Source organism: Erwinia sp. HR93 (genome assembly GCF_034555055.1).
Classification (GTDB): Bacteria; Pseudomonadota; Gammaproteobacteria; order Enterobacterales; family Enterobacteriaceae; genus Apirhabdus; species Apirhabdus apintestini.
On the sequence record NZ_JAXUDP010000001.1, the window covers coordinates 1,907,160 to 1,925,908 of the forward strand.

The window sequence follows — 18,749 nt, forward strand, 5'->3', positions numbered from 1 at the left end:
GCCACGACACATTATCAAAGAGGCTTGTTTTTTCACAGGTAATGCGATGGCAAAAGCACAACTAAAACGCCTGAAGCCGCTTTCTGAACCCCGCCAGATTGATCTTCAGGAAGAGGCGACAAAACTCGGCGTCGATATTGTTACCGATATTGCCAGCGCCCAGCCAGCTAACGAGGCAGTCTTCCTCGGTTATCAACGCAGGTGGTTCGAAGACGAAAGCCAGATTTGTATCGCTGAAAAGTCACGCCGTACTGGTTTAACCTGGGCTGAAGCGGGTCGCAACGTAATGACGGCGGCGAAGCCACGTCGCCGTGGTGGCCGTAACGTGTTTTACGTAGGCTCCAAACAGGAAATGGCGCTGGAATACATCGCCGCCTGCGCGCTGTTCGCCAGGGCGTTCAACCAACTGGCGAAAGCTGACGTCTATGAGCAGACATTCTGGGACAGCGACAAAAGCGAAGAAATCCTGACCTACATGATTCGCTTTCCGAACAGCGGTTTCAAAATCCAGGCGCTGTCCTCTCGCCCCTCTAACCTGCGCGGCCTCCAGGGCGACGTGGTGATTGATGAAGCGGCATTCCATGAATCGCTGGACGAGCTGCTCAAAGCAGCAATGGCGCTCACGATGTGGGGCGCCCGCGTGCGTATTATCTCCACGCACAACGGCGTCGATAACCTGTTTAATCAGTACATTCAGGATTCACGCGAGGGACGCAAAGACTACAGCGTACACCGCATCACCCTGGACGATGCGATCGCCGATGGTCTGTATCAGCGTATCTGCTATGTAACCGGTCAGGAATGGTCGCCGGATGCCGAAAAAAAATGGCGCGACGACCTGTACCGGAACGCGCCGGATAAAGAGTCCGCCGACGAAGAATACGGCTGCGTGCCGAAAAAATCCGGTGGCGCCTACCTGTCCCGCGTGCTGATTGAAGCAGCGATGACGCAGGCCCGCGATATTCCAATCTGCCGGTTTGAAGCCCCGGACGACTTCGAATCGCTGTCACCGGCGACGCGTGAAAACATCGTGTCCGACTGGTGCAATAATGAGCTGGCGCCGCTGCTGGCCGCGCTGAATCCGAACCACAAACACGCGTTCGGCGAGGACTTTGCCCGACGCGGCGACCTGAGCGTATTTATCCCGCTGGAGATTACCGAAGACCTGCGCAAGCGCGAATGTTTCAGGGTCGAGCTGCGCAATCTGACCTATGACCAGCAACGCCAGATTATGCTGTTCATCCTGGCGCGTCTCCCCCGGTTTATTGGCGCTGCATTCGACGCCACCGGTAACGGTGGCTATCTGGCAGAGGCGGCGCGGCTGGTCTACGGCCCGGAGATGATTGATTGCGTTCATCTCACCACCGCATGGTATCAGGAGTGGATGCCAAAACTTAAGGGCGAGTTTGAAGCCCAGAACCTCACCATCGCACGCCACCAGACCACGCTGGACGACCTGCTGCAAATCAAGGTCACCAAAGGCGTGCCACAGATTGATAAAGGCCGAACAAAAGACTCTGACGGCAGGCACAGCCGCCACGGCGACAGCGCCGTCGCTTTGTGTATGGCTGTCCGGGCATCGTATATGAACGGATTTGTGATTGATGAAGACAGCGTCCGGGCCATTCCCGGACGGCATGAGAGTGCCAGCGATGACGAATATAACGACGAATACCATGAATATGAGCGGGGGTGCTGGTAATGGGCCAGATTGTTGATTTAACCGGTCAGCCGTTCGACTTTGACGACGAATTGCAGACAGAACACGAAGCGCTGGCGCTGGTGATGAAGCGCACGCAGGAGCACCCGTCGAGCGGTATTACACCAAACCGCGCCGCGCAGCTACTCCGCGATGCAGAACGCGGTGACCTGTCCGCGCAGGCAGACCTCGCCTTTGACATGGAAGAGAAAGACACGCATCTGTTCTCTGAACTGAGCAAGCGCCGTCTGGCGATTCAGGGGCTGGAATGGAGCATCAAGCCGCCGAAGAACGCCAGCGCACAGGAAAAGCGGGATGCGGAAATGCTGGACGAGCTGCTGCGCGACGCGGCCTGGTTTGAGGACGGCATTTTTGATGCCGGTGATGCCATCCTCAAAGGCTACTCAATGCAGGAAATCGAATGGGGCTGGCTGGGTAAAATGCGTGTGCCGGTCGCCCTGCATCATCGTGACGCCGCGCTGTTCTGTGCCAACCCTGACAACCTGAACGAGCTGCGGTTACGTGACGGCAGCTATGAGGGGGTACAGCTACAGCCGTTTGGCTGGTTCCGGCACCAGGCAAAATCACGTTCCGGCTACGTGGGCACCCACGGGCTGGTCAGAACGCTGGTCTGGCCGTTCATCTTCAAAAACTACAGCGTGCGCGACTTTGCCGAATTTCTGGAGGTGTACGGCCTGCCGATGCGCGTCGGTAAATACCCAACCGGTGCCACGGCCCGCGAAAAGGCAACGTTAATGCAGGCCGTCATGGATATTGGTCGCCGTGCTGGCGGGATTATTCCAATGGGGATGACGCTGGACTTTCAGAGCGCGGCTAACGGCCAGGCAGACCCGTTTATAGCCATGATGGGCTGGGCCGAAAAAGCGATGTCCAAAGCGATTCTCGGCGGTACGCTCACCACCGAGGCGGGTGATAAAGGCGCCCGTTCGCTGGGTGAGGTACACAATGAGGTGCGCCATGAAATTCGCAACGCAGACGTGCGCCAGCTTGAACGCACCATCGGTCGCGATCTGCTGTTCCCGATGCTGGCGCTCAACAGCCGCAGTCCGGTAGACCCGCGCCGCCTGCCGCGTATGGATTTTGATACCAGCGAGGCTGAGGATATCGCCATTTTCGCGGATGCGATCCCGAAACTGGCGGTGGGTATGCCGGTGCCGGTGTCCTGGATTCAGTCAAAACTGAATATCCCCCAGCCCGCCGATGATGAGCCGGTATTCAGCATGCAGAGTGCCGCGCCGGAGGGCGGCGTCCCGGTTCCGTCAGGTCAGGCCGCACTGTCAGCACTACCACAGGACGGCGTTACAGATGCGCCCGACGACATGGCAGCAGGAATCACTGCGTCAGAGATGCAACAGGCCGTTGACCCTATGCTGAAACCCGTCATTGCGGCCATTATTAAAGATGGCCCGGAGGAAGCATTAAAGCAGGCCAGCACGCTTTACAGCGAGCTGGACGACAGCGCCCTGATTGACCTGCTGACCCGTGCCATTTTCGTCGCTGACCTGTGGGGGCGTATCGATGCCACAGACCGTTGACCTGGCCTATGCCGCCCGGTTGCCCCCCAAAGAGGCCGTCGCATACTTCCGGGCAAAAGGTCATAACGTCACCTGGAACTGGTACGAGCAACTGACCGAAGCGCACGCCCGCGCCTTTACCGTCGCAAAGGCTGCGCGTCTGGATGTTCTGAATACCATCAGGGATGAAGTTGACCGGGCGATTCACGATGGCATCACGCAGCGCGAATTTACCCGCACTCTGGCCCCGCGCCTGCAAAAGCTCGGTTGGTGGGGCAAGCAGATCGTCGTTGATGGTGACGGCAACGCGAAAGAGATCCAGCTCGGCAGTCCGCGCCGTCTTGCCACCATCTACAACGTGAATACACGCACGGCGTATAACGCTGGCCGCTACGCCCAGATGATGAATACGGCGGAGGAGTTTCCGTTCTGGCAGTACGTGGCAATCATGGACAGCAGAACCCGACCAGAACATGCAAAGCTGCATCTGATGGTATTTCGTTACGACGATCCGTTCTGGAAAACGCATTACCCGCCTAACGGCTGGAGCTGCCGTTGTCGTGTGCGTGCGCTGTCCGCTGCGCGTATGAAAGCGCTGGGCCTTAAAGTCAGCTATGGCGCCTCGTTCATTCATACCCATGAAGTGGACGCAGGCATGGATGAGACAACCGGTGAACTGTTCCGTACCACCTCCACCACGTTTGATAATGGCCGCGTGAAAATGACCCCGGATGTGGGCTGGTCATACAACCCCGGTTCGGCAGCGGTCGGCACGGATGCGGCGTTGATTCGTAAGGTGGTGGAAACCCGCGACGCACAGCTGCGCGAGCAGGTTGTCCAGTCGCTGAACAACAGCCGCGAGCGTCAGTTGTCGTTTTCACTCTGGGCCAGTCGCCTGATGGATACCCGGCGCGCCGGTCACGGAGTACAGACCCTCGGCTTTATGACGGAAACAATCGCCAGCGCGGTACGTCAGCGCACAGGGAAGGAGCCGTCACGCCTGCTGGTCGTGAGCGAGAAAAGCCTGATGCACGCCGATAGCGCGAAGCACCATAAAACTGGCGTGGCGCTCCAGCCGGAAGACCTGCAATTGTTGCCCACGCTGATGGCGGCACCGCAGGCCGTGCTGTGGGACAAACGGCACAATAATCTGCTGTACATCGTCACCAGCAGCGATGGCGCGGCCAAAGTGGCGGTGAACGCGGCGCAGTCCGTTAAACGGGTGCCGGATACGCTGGATGTGCTGATTAACGCCTATCGTGTTGAAGTGCAGAGCCTGAAAACCGATATTGCCGGGGGCTGGCTGGAAGTGCTGGAGGGAAGTGTTGATTAAGCCGGTAACGGGAATCGAACCCGCATACATGCGCCTGTTAGCACACCGCTTTACCGTTAAGCGTATACCGGCTTACAACCAGTATACGACACCTCAGGAGGTCAGTAAATGAGCATAGACTTAGCGGTTGTTGTGGATGTCCGCCGCATTCAGGCGGCTTTTGTCAGGCTGGGCGCAATGGCGAACGACCGGGAGATTCCCCGCGTCGCTGCCGGGGCGCTGCTGTCATCCACCGAACAGGCATTCGAAAATGAAGCCGACCCGGTAACCGGGCAGCACTGGTCATCATGGAGCGACCCGTATCTGGCATGGCGTGAGCAGCACGGCCACACTCCGGGGAAAATCCTGACGCTGAACGGTGACCTGGCCCGCAGCATTACAACCGATTACGGCCCGGACTATGCCCTGATTGGTTCGCCGAAGGTATACGCCGCCATCCACCAGTGGGGGGGAACTGCCGGAATGCCCCCCGGCCCGGCAGCGGTTCCTGCGCGTCCGTATATGGGGCTGGATAAGCCTGGCGAGGCGGATATCTTCAACGCCATCAAAAAACGCGCTGAACGCGCCACAGGGGCATGATACGATTCAGGGCGCGCAATGAGGCGCCCACAATCTTTTAAACGCTCTCAGAGCGAATTAAACGGGGTTTGAACGCGACCCGCGACACTCTCCCGCCCCGTTTCCCATTTTTTCGCTGTTTTCCCCTCTGTCAGTAGTCAAACGTAATAAACCCATCCCCTCACGCGTACCGCTGAAAATGGCCGCTCAGTCACTTACATGAGCAGGCCATGAACAAAAACGCTATCGCCGTCGCCATTCTGAACGCCGGAGCAGAAAAAGCCCCTGTCGGTATTGCCATGCTGACAGCGACCGCCGTTGATGATGGCTGGTATCAGTTGCTGCCTGCCGGTCGGTTCCGTTCCCGCGATGGCCGTCCGGAAGACGTGCCGGAAGGCTGGCTGATGAATGCCGATATCGCCGCCCGGCTGATTGCTGGCGTACGTGCTCTCGGTCAGGACGTGCTGATTGATTACGAACACAACCAGCTCCGCAAAATGCAGAAGGATATTGCGCTCCCTCCGGAGTCTCTGGCGGCGGCGGGCTGGTTTAACGCTGACGAAATGCAGTGGCGTGAAAACGAGGGGCTGTTCATCAAGCCCCGCTGGACGCCCGCTGCCCGCCAGCGTATCGACAACGGGGAGTTTGGTTATCTCTCCGCTGTATTCCCCTATGCCGCTAACGGCGAGCCAACGTCGTTGCGCATGGCTGCGCTGACTAACGACCCCGGCGCTACAGGCATGAAACGCCTGGCGGCGCTGGCGGCGAAATTCCCCGACGATTCACCTCAACAGGAGAACCACCCCATGAACGAAAAGCTGCGTCAGTTGCTGGCGCGCCTGGGTATCAACGTGCCCGAAACCGCGGAAATCACTGACGAGCAGGCAGCGGCTGCGCTGTCCGCGTTCGATGCCGTCAAGGTTGAAGCGGACAAGGTCGCGGCGCTCTCTGCCGAACTGGAAACCGCTAAAGCCGCGCCAGCGGGTGCCGTTGACCTGACGAAGTATGTCCCGGTCGAGGCCTACAACGCCGTGCGTAAGCAACTGGCGGAGGTAAGCGGCCAGCACTCCACCGCCACGCTGTCCGCCGTGCTGGATAAGGCCGAGCAGGAAGGTCGCATTTTCAAATGCGAGCGCACCTACTTTGAACAACTCGGCGGGCAGATTGGCGTTGCCGCGCTCTCGGCGCAGCTCGACCAGAAACAACCCATCGCCGCGCTGTCTGCCATGCAGACCGTCACCACGCCCGGCGTGGAGCAGTCGCAGAAAGAGCGGCTGGCAGCGCTTTCTGCGGATGAGAAAGCGGCAGCTAAAGCGCTCGGCATCACTGATGCGGAGTATCAGAAACTTAAAGAGGGTGAACAGGCATGATTATTACCCCGGCCTCAATCTCTGCACTGATGACCACCTACCGCAAGGATTTTCAGGGCGGTCTGGGCGATGCCCCGTCGCAGTATGCAGAAATTGCGATGACAGTACCGTCATCATCTAAATCCAACACCTACGGCTGGCTGGGTAAATTCCCGTCGCTGGTCGAGTGGGTTGGTAAGCGCACCATCCAGCAGATGCAGGCGCATGGCTACACCATCACCAACAAAACCTACCAGGGCACCGTCGGCATCCCCCGCGATGATTTTGAAGACGACAACCTCGGTGTTTACCGCCCTGTATTTGAAGAGATGGGGCGTGCTGCGGGTGTTCAGCCGGATGAGCTGGTGTTTGCGCTGCTGAAAGATGGATTTAGTCAGCTTTGCTATGACGGTCAGAACTTCTTTGATGATGAGCACCCGGTTTACCCGAACGTGGATGGGACAGGTGCGGCGGTCAGTGTCTCCAACATCCTGACTCAGGCTCCGGGTAAAGACAGTGAGGGTAACGATGTGCCGTGGGATGGTCTGCCGTTCTATCTGCTGGACTGCTCCCGCGCCGTCAAGCCGCTGATTTTCCAGGAGCGCCGCAAGCCTGAGCTCATTACGAAAACCAGCGTAACCGACGATCACGTCTTCATGGAAAACGAATTCCTGTTCGGCGCCAGTGCCCGCCGTGCAGCCGGTTTTTCTTTCTGGCAGATGGCCGTTGCGGTCAAAGGCGATCTGACCCTGGACAATCTCTGGGGGGGCTGGCAGATGATGCGCGGTTTTGAAGGTGATGGCGGCAAAAAGCTGGGCCTGAAACCAACGCACCTTGTTGTGCCGACTGGTCTGGAAAAACAGGCCACGCAGTTGCTGAACCGTGACCTGTTCGCAGAAGGCAATACCACCGTCTCTAACGAGATGAAAGGCAAGCTGAAACTGGTCGTTGCTGACTACCTGTAAGCCCATTTAAAGGCGGTTCACGCCGCCTTTAATCCCTGTTTAAAGGAGAAATCTGTGTCATGTCTGACGAAATTAAAAACAGTGCTGGCAATGCTGGCGATGGGATTCAGGAAAGCGGCGCAGCGCTTTGTTGTGTGGAAGTCAAATGTCCGCGCCCGGTCTACCGCCGCGCGGGTTATTCACTGGTTCGCGGTAAAAACACCCTGGACGGTGTCACTGCTCAACAGCTCGCCGTGCTCAGGGCCGACCCGGTACTCACTGTCGCTGTGGTATCTGAAACGCCAGCGTCGCCGGATGGTGAGTCGAGGGGGCTGGGTGTTCTGGATGTGGGCGATCTGAATGACCGTATCCGCGATGCGGTGGCAACACTGGATAAGGACAACCCCGACCACTATACCCAGGCGGGCGCCCCGCGCGTGGCGGCGGTCTGTGACGCGCTGGGTGAAACCATCACCAGCGAGCAACTGAAAGCTGCTCTGGCCGGAACCAACGAGGGTTAATCATGTACGCCACGGTCAGCGATATGTGCCTGCGTTACCAGCGCCGCAACCTCGACCTGCTCACCAGTAGCAAGACCGAGGACGGCCAGCCTGATGACGCGATTATTCAGAACGCGCTGAATGACGCCAGCGCCCTGATTGACAGCTATATCTCCGCCCGCTACACGCTGCCGCTGTCCGTGGTGCCCGGCGCGCTGGCACAGCAGTGTTGCGTCATTGCCTGGTATTACCTTAACGACATGCGCGCCACCGAGCAGGCCACGCAGCGTTACAAAGACGCGGTGCGCTGGCTCGAAAGCGTCCGTGATGGCAAAACCCCACTTGGTGTTGATGCTGACACGGCCACCGCGCCGGACAGTGAAAATCTGGCGCAGGTGGTGGCCGACCCGCTGGTGTTCTCACGTAAGCAACGGGGGTTTATCTGATGATTGGGGAAACGGAAACCGCCCTGCTGGCCCGCGTTCGTGATGTATTCGGCGCCACGTTGCGCCAGGTGGATACTCACCCCGGCACCTGGTCGGACATTGATATTCGCCGGATTCTGATGTCGCCGCCTGCGGTCTATCTGGCCTGGCTCGGCTGTGGTGAGGGGCGCACCCGCCGCGAGGTGGAAAGCCGCTGGGTGTTCTACGTTGCCGCCGAGATGCTAAACGGGCGAGAGGCTGATCGGCTCGGCGTGTATCAGATTGTCGAACGTCTGGTCGCCAGTGTGAATGGCGGTTCATTCGGACAGTCAACGGGCATGACGCTGACCAAAGCACAGAACCTGTATACGGACACTCAGGGCAATCAAGGCGTTGCGCTGTACGGTCTGTATTTCAGTGCCCGGACACCGTTACCGGATGACACAGATACCAGCTCGCTCGATGATTTCGAACGGCACTGGCAGACGTGGCGACTCCCGGACGGCACCCCGGAATTTGCAGCCCATATCAACGTAAACGAGAGAGTGAATAACGATGGCTGAAGACCTGTTTTTCATCAAGCCAGCGCCGGGGCGATCTGTCCGTGACCCGCGCACGATGAAGCTGCTCCCAAAAGACGGGACAAGCAAACCACGCAATGCGTACTGGCTGCGCCGTGCCGCTGCCGGTGATGTGGTGGTGATTGAGTCCACGCAGAAAACCAAAAAGGCGAAAGCGAAATGAGTGATATCTCTTTCAATGAAATCCCCGGTGCCGGTGACCTGCGTGTCCCGCTCGCCTACATCGAATTCGATAACAGCAACGCGGTAACCGGGACGCCGCAGCCGCGCCAGCGCGTGCTGATGTTCGGCCAGCGCGCAACCAAAGACGGCCAGCCGGTTGGCTCGGCGATTAACGACCAGCCCCTGCGCATCTATTCCGCGTCTCAGGCGTCGGCGGCATTCGGCCAGGGCTCCATGATGCACCTGATGTGCCAGTCGTTTCTGGATATCAACCGCACGGCGGAGCTGTGGTGCATCCCGCAGGGCGACGGCAGCGGCGCAGAGGCGGCAACCATCAATCTGAACGGTACGGCCACCGGTAGTGGTGTGCTGGTGACCTATGTTGGTGGTACGCGCCTGGCGGTGTCGGTGCTGGCAGAGGATACCGGCGCTCAGATTGCCGATGCGCTGGCAGAACTGATAAACGGCACCTCAGACCTGCCGGTAACGGCTAAAGTCGTGCCGGATGCCGGGGGCGACGATGGCGATGATACACACGCCGATATCGTGCTGACGGCAAAATTTGCCGGGCGTTCGGCGCCAACGGACGTCCGCTGGAACTACTACAGCGGCGAGGCGCTGCCGGGCGGCATTAATGCCAGTGTTACGTATCCTGCCGGTACAACGGATAACCCGAGCATTGCGGCGGCTGTCGCGAACATGGGCGAGCAGCAGTACAAATATATCGTCATGCCGTACCTCGACGAGCCGAACCTGAACCTGCTACGCACCGAACTGAAGGACCGCTGGGGACCGGTGAATCAGGCGGATGGCTTCGCGGTGACCTCGTACCACGGCACCCTCGGCGGGCTGACAAATTTTGGCCTGAGCCGTAACGATCACCTGATTTGCTGCCTGGGCGTTCCGGCCACACCACAGCCGCAGTACGTCTGGTGCGCCAGTCTCTGCGCAGTGGCTGCTGCGTCGCTCACGATTGACCCGGCGCGCCCGCTCCAGACGCTGACGATTCCGGGCCTGATGCCGCCTGAGCTGAAAGACCGCTTTACGTGGGTAGAGCGTAATTCGCTGCTGTTCGACGGCATCTCAACGTTCACCGTGAATGACGGTGGCGAGGTGCAGATTGAGCGTCTGATAACGATGTACCGCACCAACAGCTATGGCGACCCTGACCCGTCATACTTAGACGTGAACACCATCGCCACGCTCAGTTATCTGCGTTACTCAACCCGCGTGCGCATCACCCAGAAATTCCCGCGTCACAAGCTGGCCGATGACGGAACGAACTTTGCGCCGGGTCAGGCAGTTGTTACGCCGTCCATTATCAGGACTGAGCTGCTGGCCCTGTTCCAGGAATGGGAGCTTGCCGGGCTGGTTGAAGACTTCGACACGTACAAGGACGAGTTGCTGGTCACGCGCAACAGCAGCGACCGTAACCGCGTCGATGTGCTGGCCGGGCCGAACCTGATTAACCAGTTCAGAATTTTCGCGGAACAGCTCCGCTTCATCCTGTAGGAGGATTTTTTATGGCAGGAAATCAGCGCCAGGGCGTTGCGTTCATCCGAGTGAATGGCCGCGAACTGGAAACAATGGAGGGGGCGTCATTCACCCCGTCCGGCACCACCCGCGAGGATGTTATTGGCTCCCGTGTCTATGGCTGGAAAGGCAAACCGCGTGCCGCAAAAGTGGAATGCAAAATTCCTGGCGGCGGGGATATCGGGCTGGATGAAGTGATCGCCTGGGATAACGTCACCGTCGAATTCCAGGCGGATACGGGCGAAACCTGGCTCATGGCGAATGCCTGGCAGTCAGACGAGCCGAAAAACGATGGGGGCGAAATCTCCATTTCATTTACCGCAAAAGAAAGTAAGCGCATCGCATAAGGGGAAACCATGTCACAACGGGATGAAGCAGTAATGCTGGAGCAGGAAATTCTGGAGCAGCTTAAAAACGGCGGTTTTCGCCTGGCGGATGGCCTGCCGTATGGCACCGGTGATGACGCCGAAATGCAGTATGACGTCACGTTTCGCGAACTGACGGCGGGCGACATCATCGACGCGCAGCTCGCATCCGAACGTGTGGTTGAAACCCGCAACGGCCCGCAACTGGTGTCCAGCGCGGCGCAAATGGGCGTCGAGTTGCTACGCCGCCAGATTAGCAGCGTGGGCTGCATCAAGGGGCCGCTGTCGGTAGTCATGCTCAAGAGGCTGTCAACCGGCGATTTTGAGCGTCTGACCATCGCGTCCGAGATGAAAGACTCCGCAGCGGCGACAAAGCTGGCGTCAGAACGGGGGCGAGTGGCTGCGGTATCGGAATGATGTCGAGCGGGCCGCGATAGCGGTCGGGGTCATCATGAGGGGTGGCCCCGAGTGGGCGATGGCCCAGCCCCTGTCGCGGCTTTTCCGGTACTGCCAGCAGGCTGAAAAAATCACCAAAGGAAAGTAAATAAAATGGCCGGGCGAAACCTACGCGCATCAATCATTATCGACCTGATGGGCAACATCGCCCAGCGCTCCCGCCAGTTCGGTAATAACATTTCTTCTATGACACGCAGCAGCCAGAGCGCGCTGCGTGGTCTCCAGTCTACCGTTTCCAGCGTGTCGGGGTCGATTGACCGTCTCGGCGCTAAAGCCACCGGCGCATTTAAAGGCATTGTTGCCGGTGCGCTGGGGCTGACCGGAGCGGGTTATACAGCGAAAAAGGCGTTCATTGATATCGCGTCAACCCGCGAAAACCAAAATATCGCCCTGAACTCGCTATATAAGGGCGACAAGGCTCATGCCCGACAGATGATGGCCTGGGCCATCCAGAACGCGAAGGACAGCACCTGGGGTTTAACGGGTGTGATGCAGGAATTCACGTCATCCAAAGCGTTCGGCATGACGGATAAAGGCACTCAGGACTTTATCACCATGCTGGAAGACCAGGGCGCGCTTAAAGGGTGGGATTTGAGCGCCGCCCAGGGCGCCTCATTGCAGCTGAAGCAGATGTTTTCCCGTCAGAAAATTACTGCAGCTGACGCCAGCCTGCTGACCGGATACGGCATCAACGTTTACAAGGTGCTGGCCGACCGATGGGGCAAGGATGTCAAACAGGTCATGAAAGAAGGCGAGAAAGGAAAACTCGGCACCAAGTCCATCATGGATTTGTTCAGCGCGTTATCCGAAGAAGCCAAAGGCGCTCAGGCTAACGCCATGAACTCCTGGACGGGCCTGACAGCCCAGATGGGCGACGTCTGGGAAGGTTTCGCCGACAAGCTGATGAACAAGGGGCCGTTTGAGCGCCTCAAGGGCCAGTTACGCAGCGTGCTGGCCTGGTATGACCGTATCAGCAAACCAGACGTCCATGGAATCAGCGAACTCGACCGCATCACCGACCGCCTGGCCGCCAGATTTAACGCAACGTTTGACGCGATTCAGAGCGGCGCCCGTAAAGCCTGGAGCGCCCTGGGTGCGGGACGAAAAGCGCTGGCGTGGGTGGACGATAACATCGTCAGTCTCAAAAAACTGGCGGCAGTTATCGGCGGTATCTGGCTTGCGAACAAAGCGGCACGCATGGGTGCCGCCATTGTGCGCCCGACGTGGAGCGTCGCTACATCCCCGTATCGTGGCTACAAATGGCTACGTAACCGCCGTAATGGCGGCAGTGCTCCGGGCCTGCCGGGTGTGATTCCCAATCCTCAGTTAGTACAGCAGGTTTTTGTCACTAACTGGCCTGTTGGTGGTATGGGTGGCGGTGATGTTTACACAGGCGAAGGGAAACGTAAGCGCGGCCCGGGACGAAACAGACCCCGTCGCGTTCCGGTATCGCCGTCACTCCCTGCCGCTGTACCGAAGAAAGCGGGGATCTTTTCCCGGATGTTAAGTGGTGCGGGGAATGTGCTGTCCGGTGCGGGTAAGTCTGTGGGCGGTTGGCTCGGCTCTGCGGGTAAGTGGCTGGGCGGTACGGCTGTGGGCCGGATTGCATCAAAAGGTGGTAAGGCGCTGGGCTGGCTCGGCAAGGCGGGCGGCGGTCTGGCCCGCCGTCTGGGTGGCCCTGCGCTCAGTGCTGCAATGCTGGCCCCCACATTGCTCGATGAGAATACCAGTCTTCACGACAAAGGCGGTGCCGTGGGCAGTACAGCGGGCGCCTGGGTGGGCGGTGCTATCGGCTCTCTGGCCGGGCCGCTGGGAACGGTCGCCGGTGCCACGCTGGGCGGCGTCGTGGGTGACTATCTCGGTGGTTTTGTGGCTGACATGTACAGCAAATGGGACAGCAAAGACCAGACACCGCCACCACCACAGGAGCAGAAAGTCGAGGCAAATGCCCGGCTTCAGGTCGAGCTGGCTGATGGTCTGCGCCTGACCAGCACGACCGTTAACGAGTCAGGGATGGGGCTGAATGTCTACACCGGCTCCAATTTTATTCCGGGGTTTTAACGTATGTTTGAAAGTACAGTCGCCACGATTAACAGCGCCCGTGATTCCCTCGGTCTGCGGGGGGCTGTCACCGGCACCGGTAGCCTGCGCGGGGTGCCGTTCCTGGTGTACCGCGAGCAGAAGCAAAGCGGCGGGCGGCGCATCGTTAAACGAGAGTACCCGCTGCGCGATACCGGCGGCGCCAACGACCTGGGGCGCAAACTGCGTGAGCGGACGTTTACCGCCGTTGTACTCGGCAACAGCGCCAGCACGCAGCGCGACGCCCTGATTGATGCGCTGGAGGGCGCGGGCAGCGCCGAACTGGTGCACCCGGAATTTGGCACTCAGCAGGTGATGGTGGACTCGTTCGAATGCCGCAGCAGCGCCGACGAACTGAATATTTATGAGTTTACGATCACCGTATACCCTGCGGCGACAGACAACGCACCGCAGGCCACGCAGAACACGGCAAACGCCGTCGCCAACCAGAAAGATTCTCTGTTTGGTAGCCTGGGCGATACGCTGACCGGCGCCTGGCAAACCGTGCAGGAAGGTACAGCCGGTGCCACCGCCGTTTTGAACGCCATCACCGGCGTTTTTGATGATATTTATGATGCCGTGGAGAATATCGGCGTGCTCGATGACGTCAATCAGTTGCTGGGCGCCGTGGCGGCGGTAAAAGGCTCCGCCGAAGGGATGCTGAACGCCCCCGCGCTGCTGGCGGCAAACGTCCTCGGCGCGCTCGATGGTCTGTCCGGTATCTGCGACGCCTCAAATGCGTTCCGTGCCTACGAGCGCCTGGGCGTGCACCTCAACAAACGCCAGGCCTCTGTTGATGTCAGCCATATCCCTGACGCAGCCGTCAGCAATGTGGCCGTGTTGTTCCACGTTGCCAGTACCGGCGCGCTGGCCGGACAGGCGGCAGCGGCCTCTGGCGTGCTGACGCAGGCCATCGATGCCGACAGCGTGGACGTTACCCCTCATGCGCCGCAACTGACCGCTGACGCTACCACGGCCAGCTCGGTCGCCTCTGCTGCCAGTGTGTCAGACGTAATAATCCCAGCGACCAGCTCAACGGCGGTAACCTCAGAGAGTACCGGCAGCGTGATTGAAAGCGACTGGCCGCAGTTTGAAAGCCGGACTGATATTGAGCGGGTCGCCGTGGATATCGGTAACGCCCTCGATGCGGCGGCACTGACGGCGGCAGATTCCGGTTATGCGACAGACAGCGCTGCAATTACCCGCCTGCGCCTGCTGACGGTGCAGGATTTACGCCATCGCGGGCTACGCCTGTCAGGTGTGAGTTCTGTCCGGCTGGCCCGAACTGAACCCGCGCTGGTGACGCTGTACCGTCAGACCGGCAGCGCGCAGCAGTGGCAGCGGCTGGCGCGGCGTAACGGTGTGGATAATCCGCTGTTTGTGCCGGGTGGTGTGGATATCGAGGTGATTGATGAATGACGTTGCGTTGCGCGTGGACGGCAAAATTTTTACCGGGTGGACGTCGATTACGATCAACCGCTCGATTGAGTCCCTGAGCGGCTATTTCGACCTGGGCGTTAACGTTCAGGTCGAAACGGATTTGTCGTCACTGGCGCCGGGTAAGCCGTTCACGCTGACGATTGACGATCGCGTGGTTATTACAGGTTACACCGATGGCCGCCGTCGCCAGATGCAGGCAGACAGCATGAAAATCACCATCACCGGTCGCGATAAAACCGCTGACCTGGTGGACTGCGCTGCTGTCTACAAAGGCGGTCAGTGGAAGAACCGGACGTTGCAGCAGATAGCCAGCGACCTGACCGCGCCCTACGGCGTTGCTGTGCGCTGGGATCTGACGGACAGCGAATCTGCGGCCCCGTTTCCGTCATTCACCCTGGATTATTCAGAGACGGTTTACGAGGCGCTGGGGCGTGCTGCCCGTGCCCGTGGCGTACTGATGACAACCAATGCCGCAGGCGATCTGGTTTTCACCCATGCCGATGCGGCGTACAGCGATACCCTGGTGCTGGGCGAGAACCTGCTGGAGCTGGACTATAACGAGGATTTTCGTGACCGGTTCAGCGAGTACCGGGTGGTCGGTCACGGGCGTGCCAGTGGCAAAACCGGCGACACGCAGACAGCCGCCGCTATCGCCAGTCAGAAAGGTAGCACCACTGACCCGGAGGTTACCCGCTACCGCCCGACAATTATTCTGGCTGACAGCAAAACCACCGGGCAGACGGCCACCGCCCGCGCTGTTCGTGAGCAGCGTCGCCGCCTGGCAAAGTCGATTGAATTTGAGGCAAAGGTGGATGGCTGGCAGCGCCGGGACGACAGTATCTGGTTGCCTAATGTGCTGGTTGATATCGACGCATCAAAATTCGGCATCGCAACCGGCCCGCTGCTGGTCAGCAAGGCCGTGCTGTCACTCGACGATCGGGACGGTCTGACAACCACACTTACCCTCGGGCCGCGTGATGCGTACCTGGTGCCGGTTGAGCCGGACAGCAAAGGCCGTAAGAACAAAAAAGCGGAGTCCAGCGGCGGCGTTGATGCTCTGGTCGAAGAATATTACCGCAAACACCCGGAGAAACGCCCATGAATGATATGACTCTGAGTCGTATGCTGGCCCCGGTTATGCGCCGTGTACGCCTGATGCTGGGCCGCGCCGTGGTGAATATGGTCAATGATTCGCTGAAAGCGCAGAACGTGCAGGTGTCGATGCTCGATGACGAAACCCCGGACGATGTTGAGCGCCTCCAGAACTACGGGCTGATTAGCGTCCCGCTCGCCGGGGCTGAGGCGATTATTGGCTGTGTCGGGGCTGACCGCGACCATGCCGTCGCCCTGGTTGTTGAAGACCGCCGCTATCGCCCTGTGGGGCTGGAAGCAGGCGACACTGGTCTTTATCACTACGAAGGTCACAGGCTGCGCCTGACAAAGGACGGGCGGCTGATTATTACCTGTAAAACCGTCGAGGTGTACGCCGACGAGAGCGTGACGCTGGATACCCCGAAAACCGTCATTACCGGCGACGTGGAGATTCAGAAAGGACTGGCCGTCACGGGCCAGAGCCAGTTTAAGAGCAATATCACGGCGCCTGACGCGATTATTAACGGCAAATCGACCGACAAGCACACCCACAAGGGCGACAGCGGCGGCACAACGGGGCCGATGCAATGACGACAGATATTGCAATCGTCTGGGACAACGGGCTCGGGGATATCGTGCCGGATGGTATTGATATGCTCACCGACAACACGCTGACGACGGCGGTAATTATTTCGCTGTTTACTGACCGCAGGGCGCAGGATTCAGACGAGCTGCCCGGTACAGACGGCGACCGTCGCGGGTGGTGGGGTGACAGCTATCGCGACAGGCCAATCGGGTCACGGTTGTGGTTGCTCTCGCGTGAGAAGACGCTCCAGTCCGTTCTGGGCAGAGCGGCGGCGTACGCACTGGAGGCGTTGCAGTGGCTGAAAAGTGCCGGGCGTGTGACAAAAATCGCGGTATACGCGAGCCGTGTCCGACAGAACGGACAGGAAATATTGCTGCTGGAAGTAGAGTTAACGCTCCCTGATGGGGCCATCCATCCGTTTACGTTTAAAGCAACTTTTAGCGGGGTTTAAATGCCGTATAAAGCGCCGGGCCTCACTGACATGATTGCCCGCACCGAACAGAACATTCAGCAGCGCCTGCCGGGCACCTGGCCGCAGGCCAATGAAACGACCCTCGGGGCGCTGGCCTATGCTAACGCCGGGCTGGCGGCGGGCGTTCATGAGCATGTTGCATGGGTCAGCCGCCAGATTATCGCCAGTGATGCCGACGAGGCCGAACTGCTGAAACACTGCCAGCACTGGGGTGTGCGCCGTAAGCAGGCGACCGCGGCCAGTGGCACGGTCACAATGACAGTGACGGATGCCGTCACCATCCCCGCTAATACGCGCTGGCAGCGCGCTGACGGCGAGTTGTATATCAACACCGAAGCAGCAAGCGCAGGTGCTGCCGGAACGTTGGATGTCGTTCTCACGGCGATTAATGCCGGTGCCGGTGGCAACCTTGCTGCTGGCACGGCGCTGACACTGGTCACACCGCTGGAATACGTTATCGCGCAGGGTATCACCACTGCGGGGATCGTCGGTGGTGCGGATATTGAAAGCGTTGGCGAGCTGCTGGCCCGGCTGGAATTTCGTGTCCAGTATCCGCCGTTCGGTGGCAACAAATACGATTATGTGCGCTGGGCGCGCGAATGCACCGGCGTGACCCGCGCCTGGTGCCTGCCAACCTGGAAAGGCGGCGGCACGGTGGGCGTGACGTTCGTTATGGATAATAACGACAACATATTTCCCGAGGCGGCGGATATTACCCGCGTTGCGGAATATATCTATTCACACAAAGACCCGGTAACAGGGTTAATTGTCGGTGCGCCGGACGGTATTATTATTACGGTATTTGCAGCCACGCCTAAACCGGTGGATATGGAAATATTAATTTCGCCGAATACCGAAGCCATGCAAAGCGCCGTAAAAAGCGCGTTGGTATCGCTGTTTTATAATGAATCGGAGCCGGGCGGCTCTCTCGCACAGTCTCATATTATTCGGGCTATCGCTAAAGTTTCGGGCCTGACCGACTTTAAGCTGCGCGCACCCGCTGATGATGTGCTGTATTCCGAAGCAACCGAACTGCTGACCGTGGGTGATATCACATGGCTGTAGATAACGATATGCAGATTGATGAACGCGATCAGGCTGAATACCTGACGCCGTATCAGACTGCGTTTCTGCAACTGCTGCCGGTGGGTCGGGCATGGAATAAGGCGCCATCCGGCAGGCTGGCCGCGCTGGCCGGAGCGCTGTCTGACTCGCTGAAAACCGCCGATAGTGTGGCTACCCGGATGCTGGATGAACGGTTTCCGATAACGTCAACGCTGCTGCTTGCGGACTGGGAGCGGTTTCTGGGGCTACCAGATTGCACAAGCGAAACCGGCACGATAAACACCCGCCAGCTTGCGGCAGATAACAAGTTGAAAATGGTGGGTAGCCTGTGCCGACCGTTCTATGAGGAACTGGCAGCGCAGTATGGTTATGACGTTGAATTAACGGATTCTGACGAGGGGCAATATACCACCAACGTCAATATTAAAAACGGCGTCAGCTACCGCAATGCTACCGTGCTGGATAACTGTTTAACGCCGCTGCGGGTTTATGACTCCGGCGCGCTGGAATGTCTGCTGGAAAAATATAAACCGGCTCACCAGATTTTTAAGTTTATTTATCCCGACGAGGAATAA

General features: G+C 58.9%; 20 protein-coding genes and 1 tRNA gene. 20 read left to right on the forward strand and 1 reads right to left on the reverse strand.

The genetic code is table 11. From position 1 onward, the window contains the following. Positions 1-46: 46 nt before the first annotated feature. The 3 genes from SFA31_RS08875 to SFA31_RS08885 are packed head-to-tail and all read left to right on the forward strand — an operon-like array spanning position 47 to position 4,567. Positions 47-1,702, forward strand: a complete 1,656-nt coding sequence (locus SFA31_RS08875) for a hypothetical protein (RefSeq protein ID WP_322837652.1) — start codon at positions 47-49, stop codon at positions 1,700-1,702. Next, positions 1,702-3,255 (forward strand): DUF935 domain-containing protein, encoded by a 1,554-nt coding sequence (locus tag SFA31_RS08880; protein ID WP_322837653.1) that lies wholly within the window; start codon positions 1,702-1,704, stop codon positions 3,253-3,255. The genes SFA31_RS08875 and SFA31_RS08880 overlap by 1 nt, the downstream gene beginning before the upstream one ends. Beyond that, a complete protein-coding gene (locus SFA31_RS08885; RefSeq protein WP_322837654.1) occupies positions 3,239-4,567 on the forward strand; it encodes a phage minor head protein in 1,329 nt (442 codons plus the stop codon). The genes SFA31_RS08880 and SFA31_RS08885 overlap by 17 nt, the downstream gene beginning before the upstream one ends. On the opposite strand, the gene SFA31_RS08890 is transcribed toward SFA31_RS08885, so the two are convergent. Then, positions 4,567-4,639: transfer RNA gene (locus SFA31_RS08890), tRNA-Val, on the reverse strand. The genes SFA31_RS08885 and SFA31_RS08890 overlap by 1 nt on opposite strands. A 36-nt stretch (positions 4,640-4,675) precedes the next feature. Between SFA31_RS08890 and SFA31_RS08895 the strand changes: the two genes are divergently transcribed. The 17 genes from SFA31_RS08895 to SFA31_RS08975 all read left to right on the forward strand — a co-directional run bounded on the left by SFA31_RS08895 (position 4,676) and on the right by SFA31_RS08975 (position 18,749). Continuing rightward, complete coding sequence (locus tag SFA31_RS08895) at positions 4,676-5,146, forward strand: phage virion morphogenesis protein (RefSeq protein ID WP_322837655.1); 471 nt, start codon at positions 4,676-4,678, stop codon at positions 5,144-5,146. Between the two features lie 209 nt (positions 5,147-5,355). Then, positions 5,356-6,495 (forward strand): phage protease, encoded by a 1,140-nt coding sequence (locus SFA31_RS08900; RefSeq protein WP_416208325.1) that lies wholly within the window; start codon positions 5,356-5,358, stop codon positions 6,493-6,495. Beyond that, complete coding sequence (locus SFA31_RS08905) at positions 6,492-7,439, forward strand: Mu-like prophage major head subunit gpT family protein (RefSeq protein ID WP_322837656.1); 948 nt, start codon at positions 6,492-6,494, stop codon at positions 7,437-7,439. Before SFA31_RS08900 ends, SFA31_RS08905 begins: the two co-directional genes overlap by 4 nt. A gap of 59 nt (positions 7,440-7,498) precedes the next feature. Beyond that, positions 7,499-7,939 carry an HI1506-related protein gene (locus SFA31_RS08910; RefSeq protein WP_322837657.1) on the forward strand — a complete coding sequence of 147 codons (441 nt, stop codon included), beginning with the start codon at positions 7,499-7,501 and terminating at the stop codon, positions 7,937-7,939. Then, positions 7,939-8,364 (forward strand): gp436 family protein, encoded by a 426-nt coding sequence (locus tag SFA31_RS08915; RefSeq protein WP_322839332.1) that lies wholly within the window; start codon positions 7,939-7,941, stop codon positions 8,362-8,364. The genes SFA31_RS08910 and SFA31_RS08915 overlap by 1 nt, the downstream gene beginning before the upstream one ends. Beyond that, on the forward strand, positions 8,364-8,906 hold the full coding sequence (locus SFA31_RS08920; RefSeq protein ID WP_322837658.1) for a DUF1834 family protein: 543 nt from the start codon (positions 8,364-8,366) through the stop codon (positions 8,904-8,906). Before SFA31_RS08915 ends, SFA31_RS08920 begins: the two co-directional genes overlap by 1 nt. Continuing rightward, on the forward strand, positions 8,899-9,087 hold the full coding sequence (locus tag SFA31_RS08925) for a DUF2635 domain-containing protein (RefSeq protein WP_322837659.1): 189 nt from the start codon (positions 8,899-8,901) through the stop codon (positions 9,085-9,087). Before SFA31_RS08920 ends, SFA31_RS08925 begins: the two co-directional genes overlap by 8 nt. Next, positions 9,084-10,598: a phage tail sheath subtilisin-like domain-containing protein gene (locus SFA31_RS08930; protein ID WP_322837660.1), complete on the forward strand. Its 1,515-nt coding sequence runs from the start codon at positions 9,084-9,086 to the stop codon at positions 10,596-10,598. The genes SFA31_RS08925 and SFA31_RS08930 overlap by 4 nt, the downstream gene beginning before the upstream one ends. An 11-nt stretch (positions 10,599-10,609) precedes the next feature. After that, on the forward strand, positions 10,610-10,966 hold the full coding sequence (locus SFA31_RS08935; RefSeq protein WP_160621622.1) for a phage tail tube protein: 357 nt from the start codon (positions 10,610-10,612) through the stop codon (positions 10,964-10,966). A 9-nt stretch (positions 10,967-10,975) separates the two neighbouring features. Continuing rightward, positions 10,976-11,401 (forward strand): phage tail assembly protein, encoded by a 426-nt coding sequence (locus SFA31_RS08940; protein WP_322837661.1) that lies wholly within the window; start codon positions 10,976-10,978, stop codon positions 11,399-11,401. 132 nt (positions 11,402-11,533) lie between these two features. Further along, complete coding sequence (locus SFA31_RS08945) at positions 11,534-13,501, forward strand: tape measure protein (protein ID WP_322837662.1); 1,968 nt, start codon at positions 11,534-11,536, stop codon at positions 13,499-13,501. Between the two features lie 3 nt (positions 13,502-13,504). After that, positions 13,505-14,938: a DNA circularization protein gene (locus SFA31_RS08950; protein WP_322837663.1), complete on the forward strand. Its 1,434-nt coding sequence runs from the start codon at positions 13,505-13,507 to the stop codon at positions 14,936-14,938. After that, on the forward strand, positions 14,931-16,061 hold the full coding sequence (locus SFA31_RS08955) for a phage baseplate assembly protein (RefSeq protein ID WP_322837664.1): 1,131 nt from the start codon (positions 14,931-14,933) through the stop codon (positions 16,059-16,061). Before SFA31_RS08950 ends, SFA31_RS08955 begins: the two co-directional genes overlap by 8 nt. Next, entirely contained in the window at positions 16,058-16,642 is a 585-nt protein-coding gene (locus SFA31_RS08960; RefSeq protein ID WP_322837665.1) for a phage baseplate assembly protein V, read from the forward strand. The genes SFA31_RS08955 and SFA31_RS08960 overlap by 4 nt, the downstream gene beginning before the upstream one ends. Beyond that, positions 16,639-17,088, forward strand: a complete 450-nt coding sequence (locus SFA31_RS08965) for a phage GP46 family protein (RefSeq protein WP_322837666.1) — start codon at positions 16,639-16,641, stop codon at positions 17,086-17,088. The genes SFA31_RS08960 and SFA31_RS08965 overlap by 4 nt, the downstream gene beginning before the upstream one ends. Next, positions 17,089-18,174, forward strand: a complete 1,086-nt coding sequence (locus SFA31_RS08970) for a baseplate J/gp47 family protein (RefSeq protein ID WP_322837667.1) — start codon at positions 17,089-17,091, stop codon at positions 18,172-18,174. Continuing rightward, positions 18,165-18,749 (forward strand): YmfQ family protein, encoded by a 585-nt coding sequence (locus tag SFA31_RS08975; RefSeq protein WP_322837668.1) that lies wholly within the window; start codon positions 18,165-18,167, stop codon positions 18,747-18,749. Before SFA31_RS08970 ends, SFA31_RS08975 begins: the two co-directional genes overlap by 10 nt.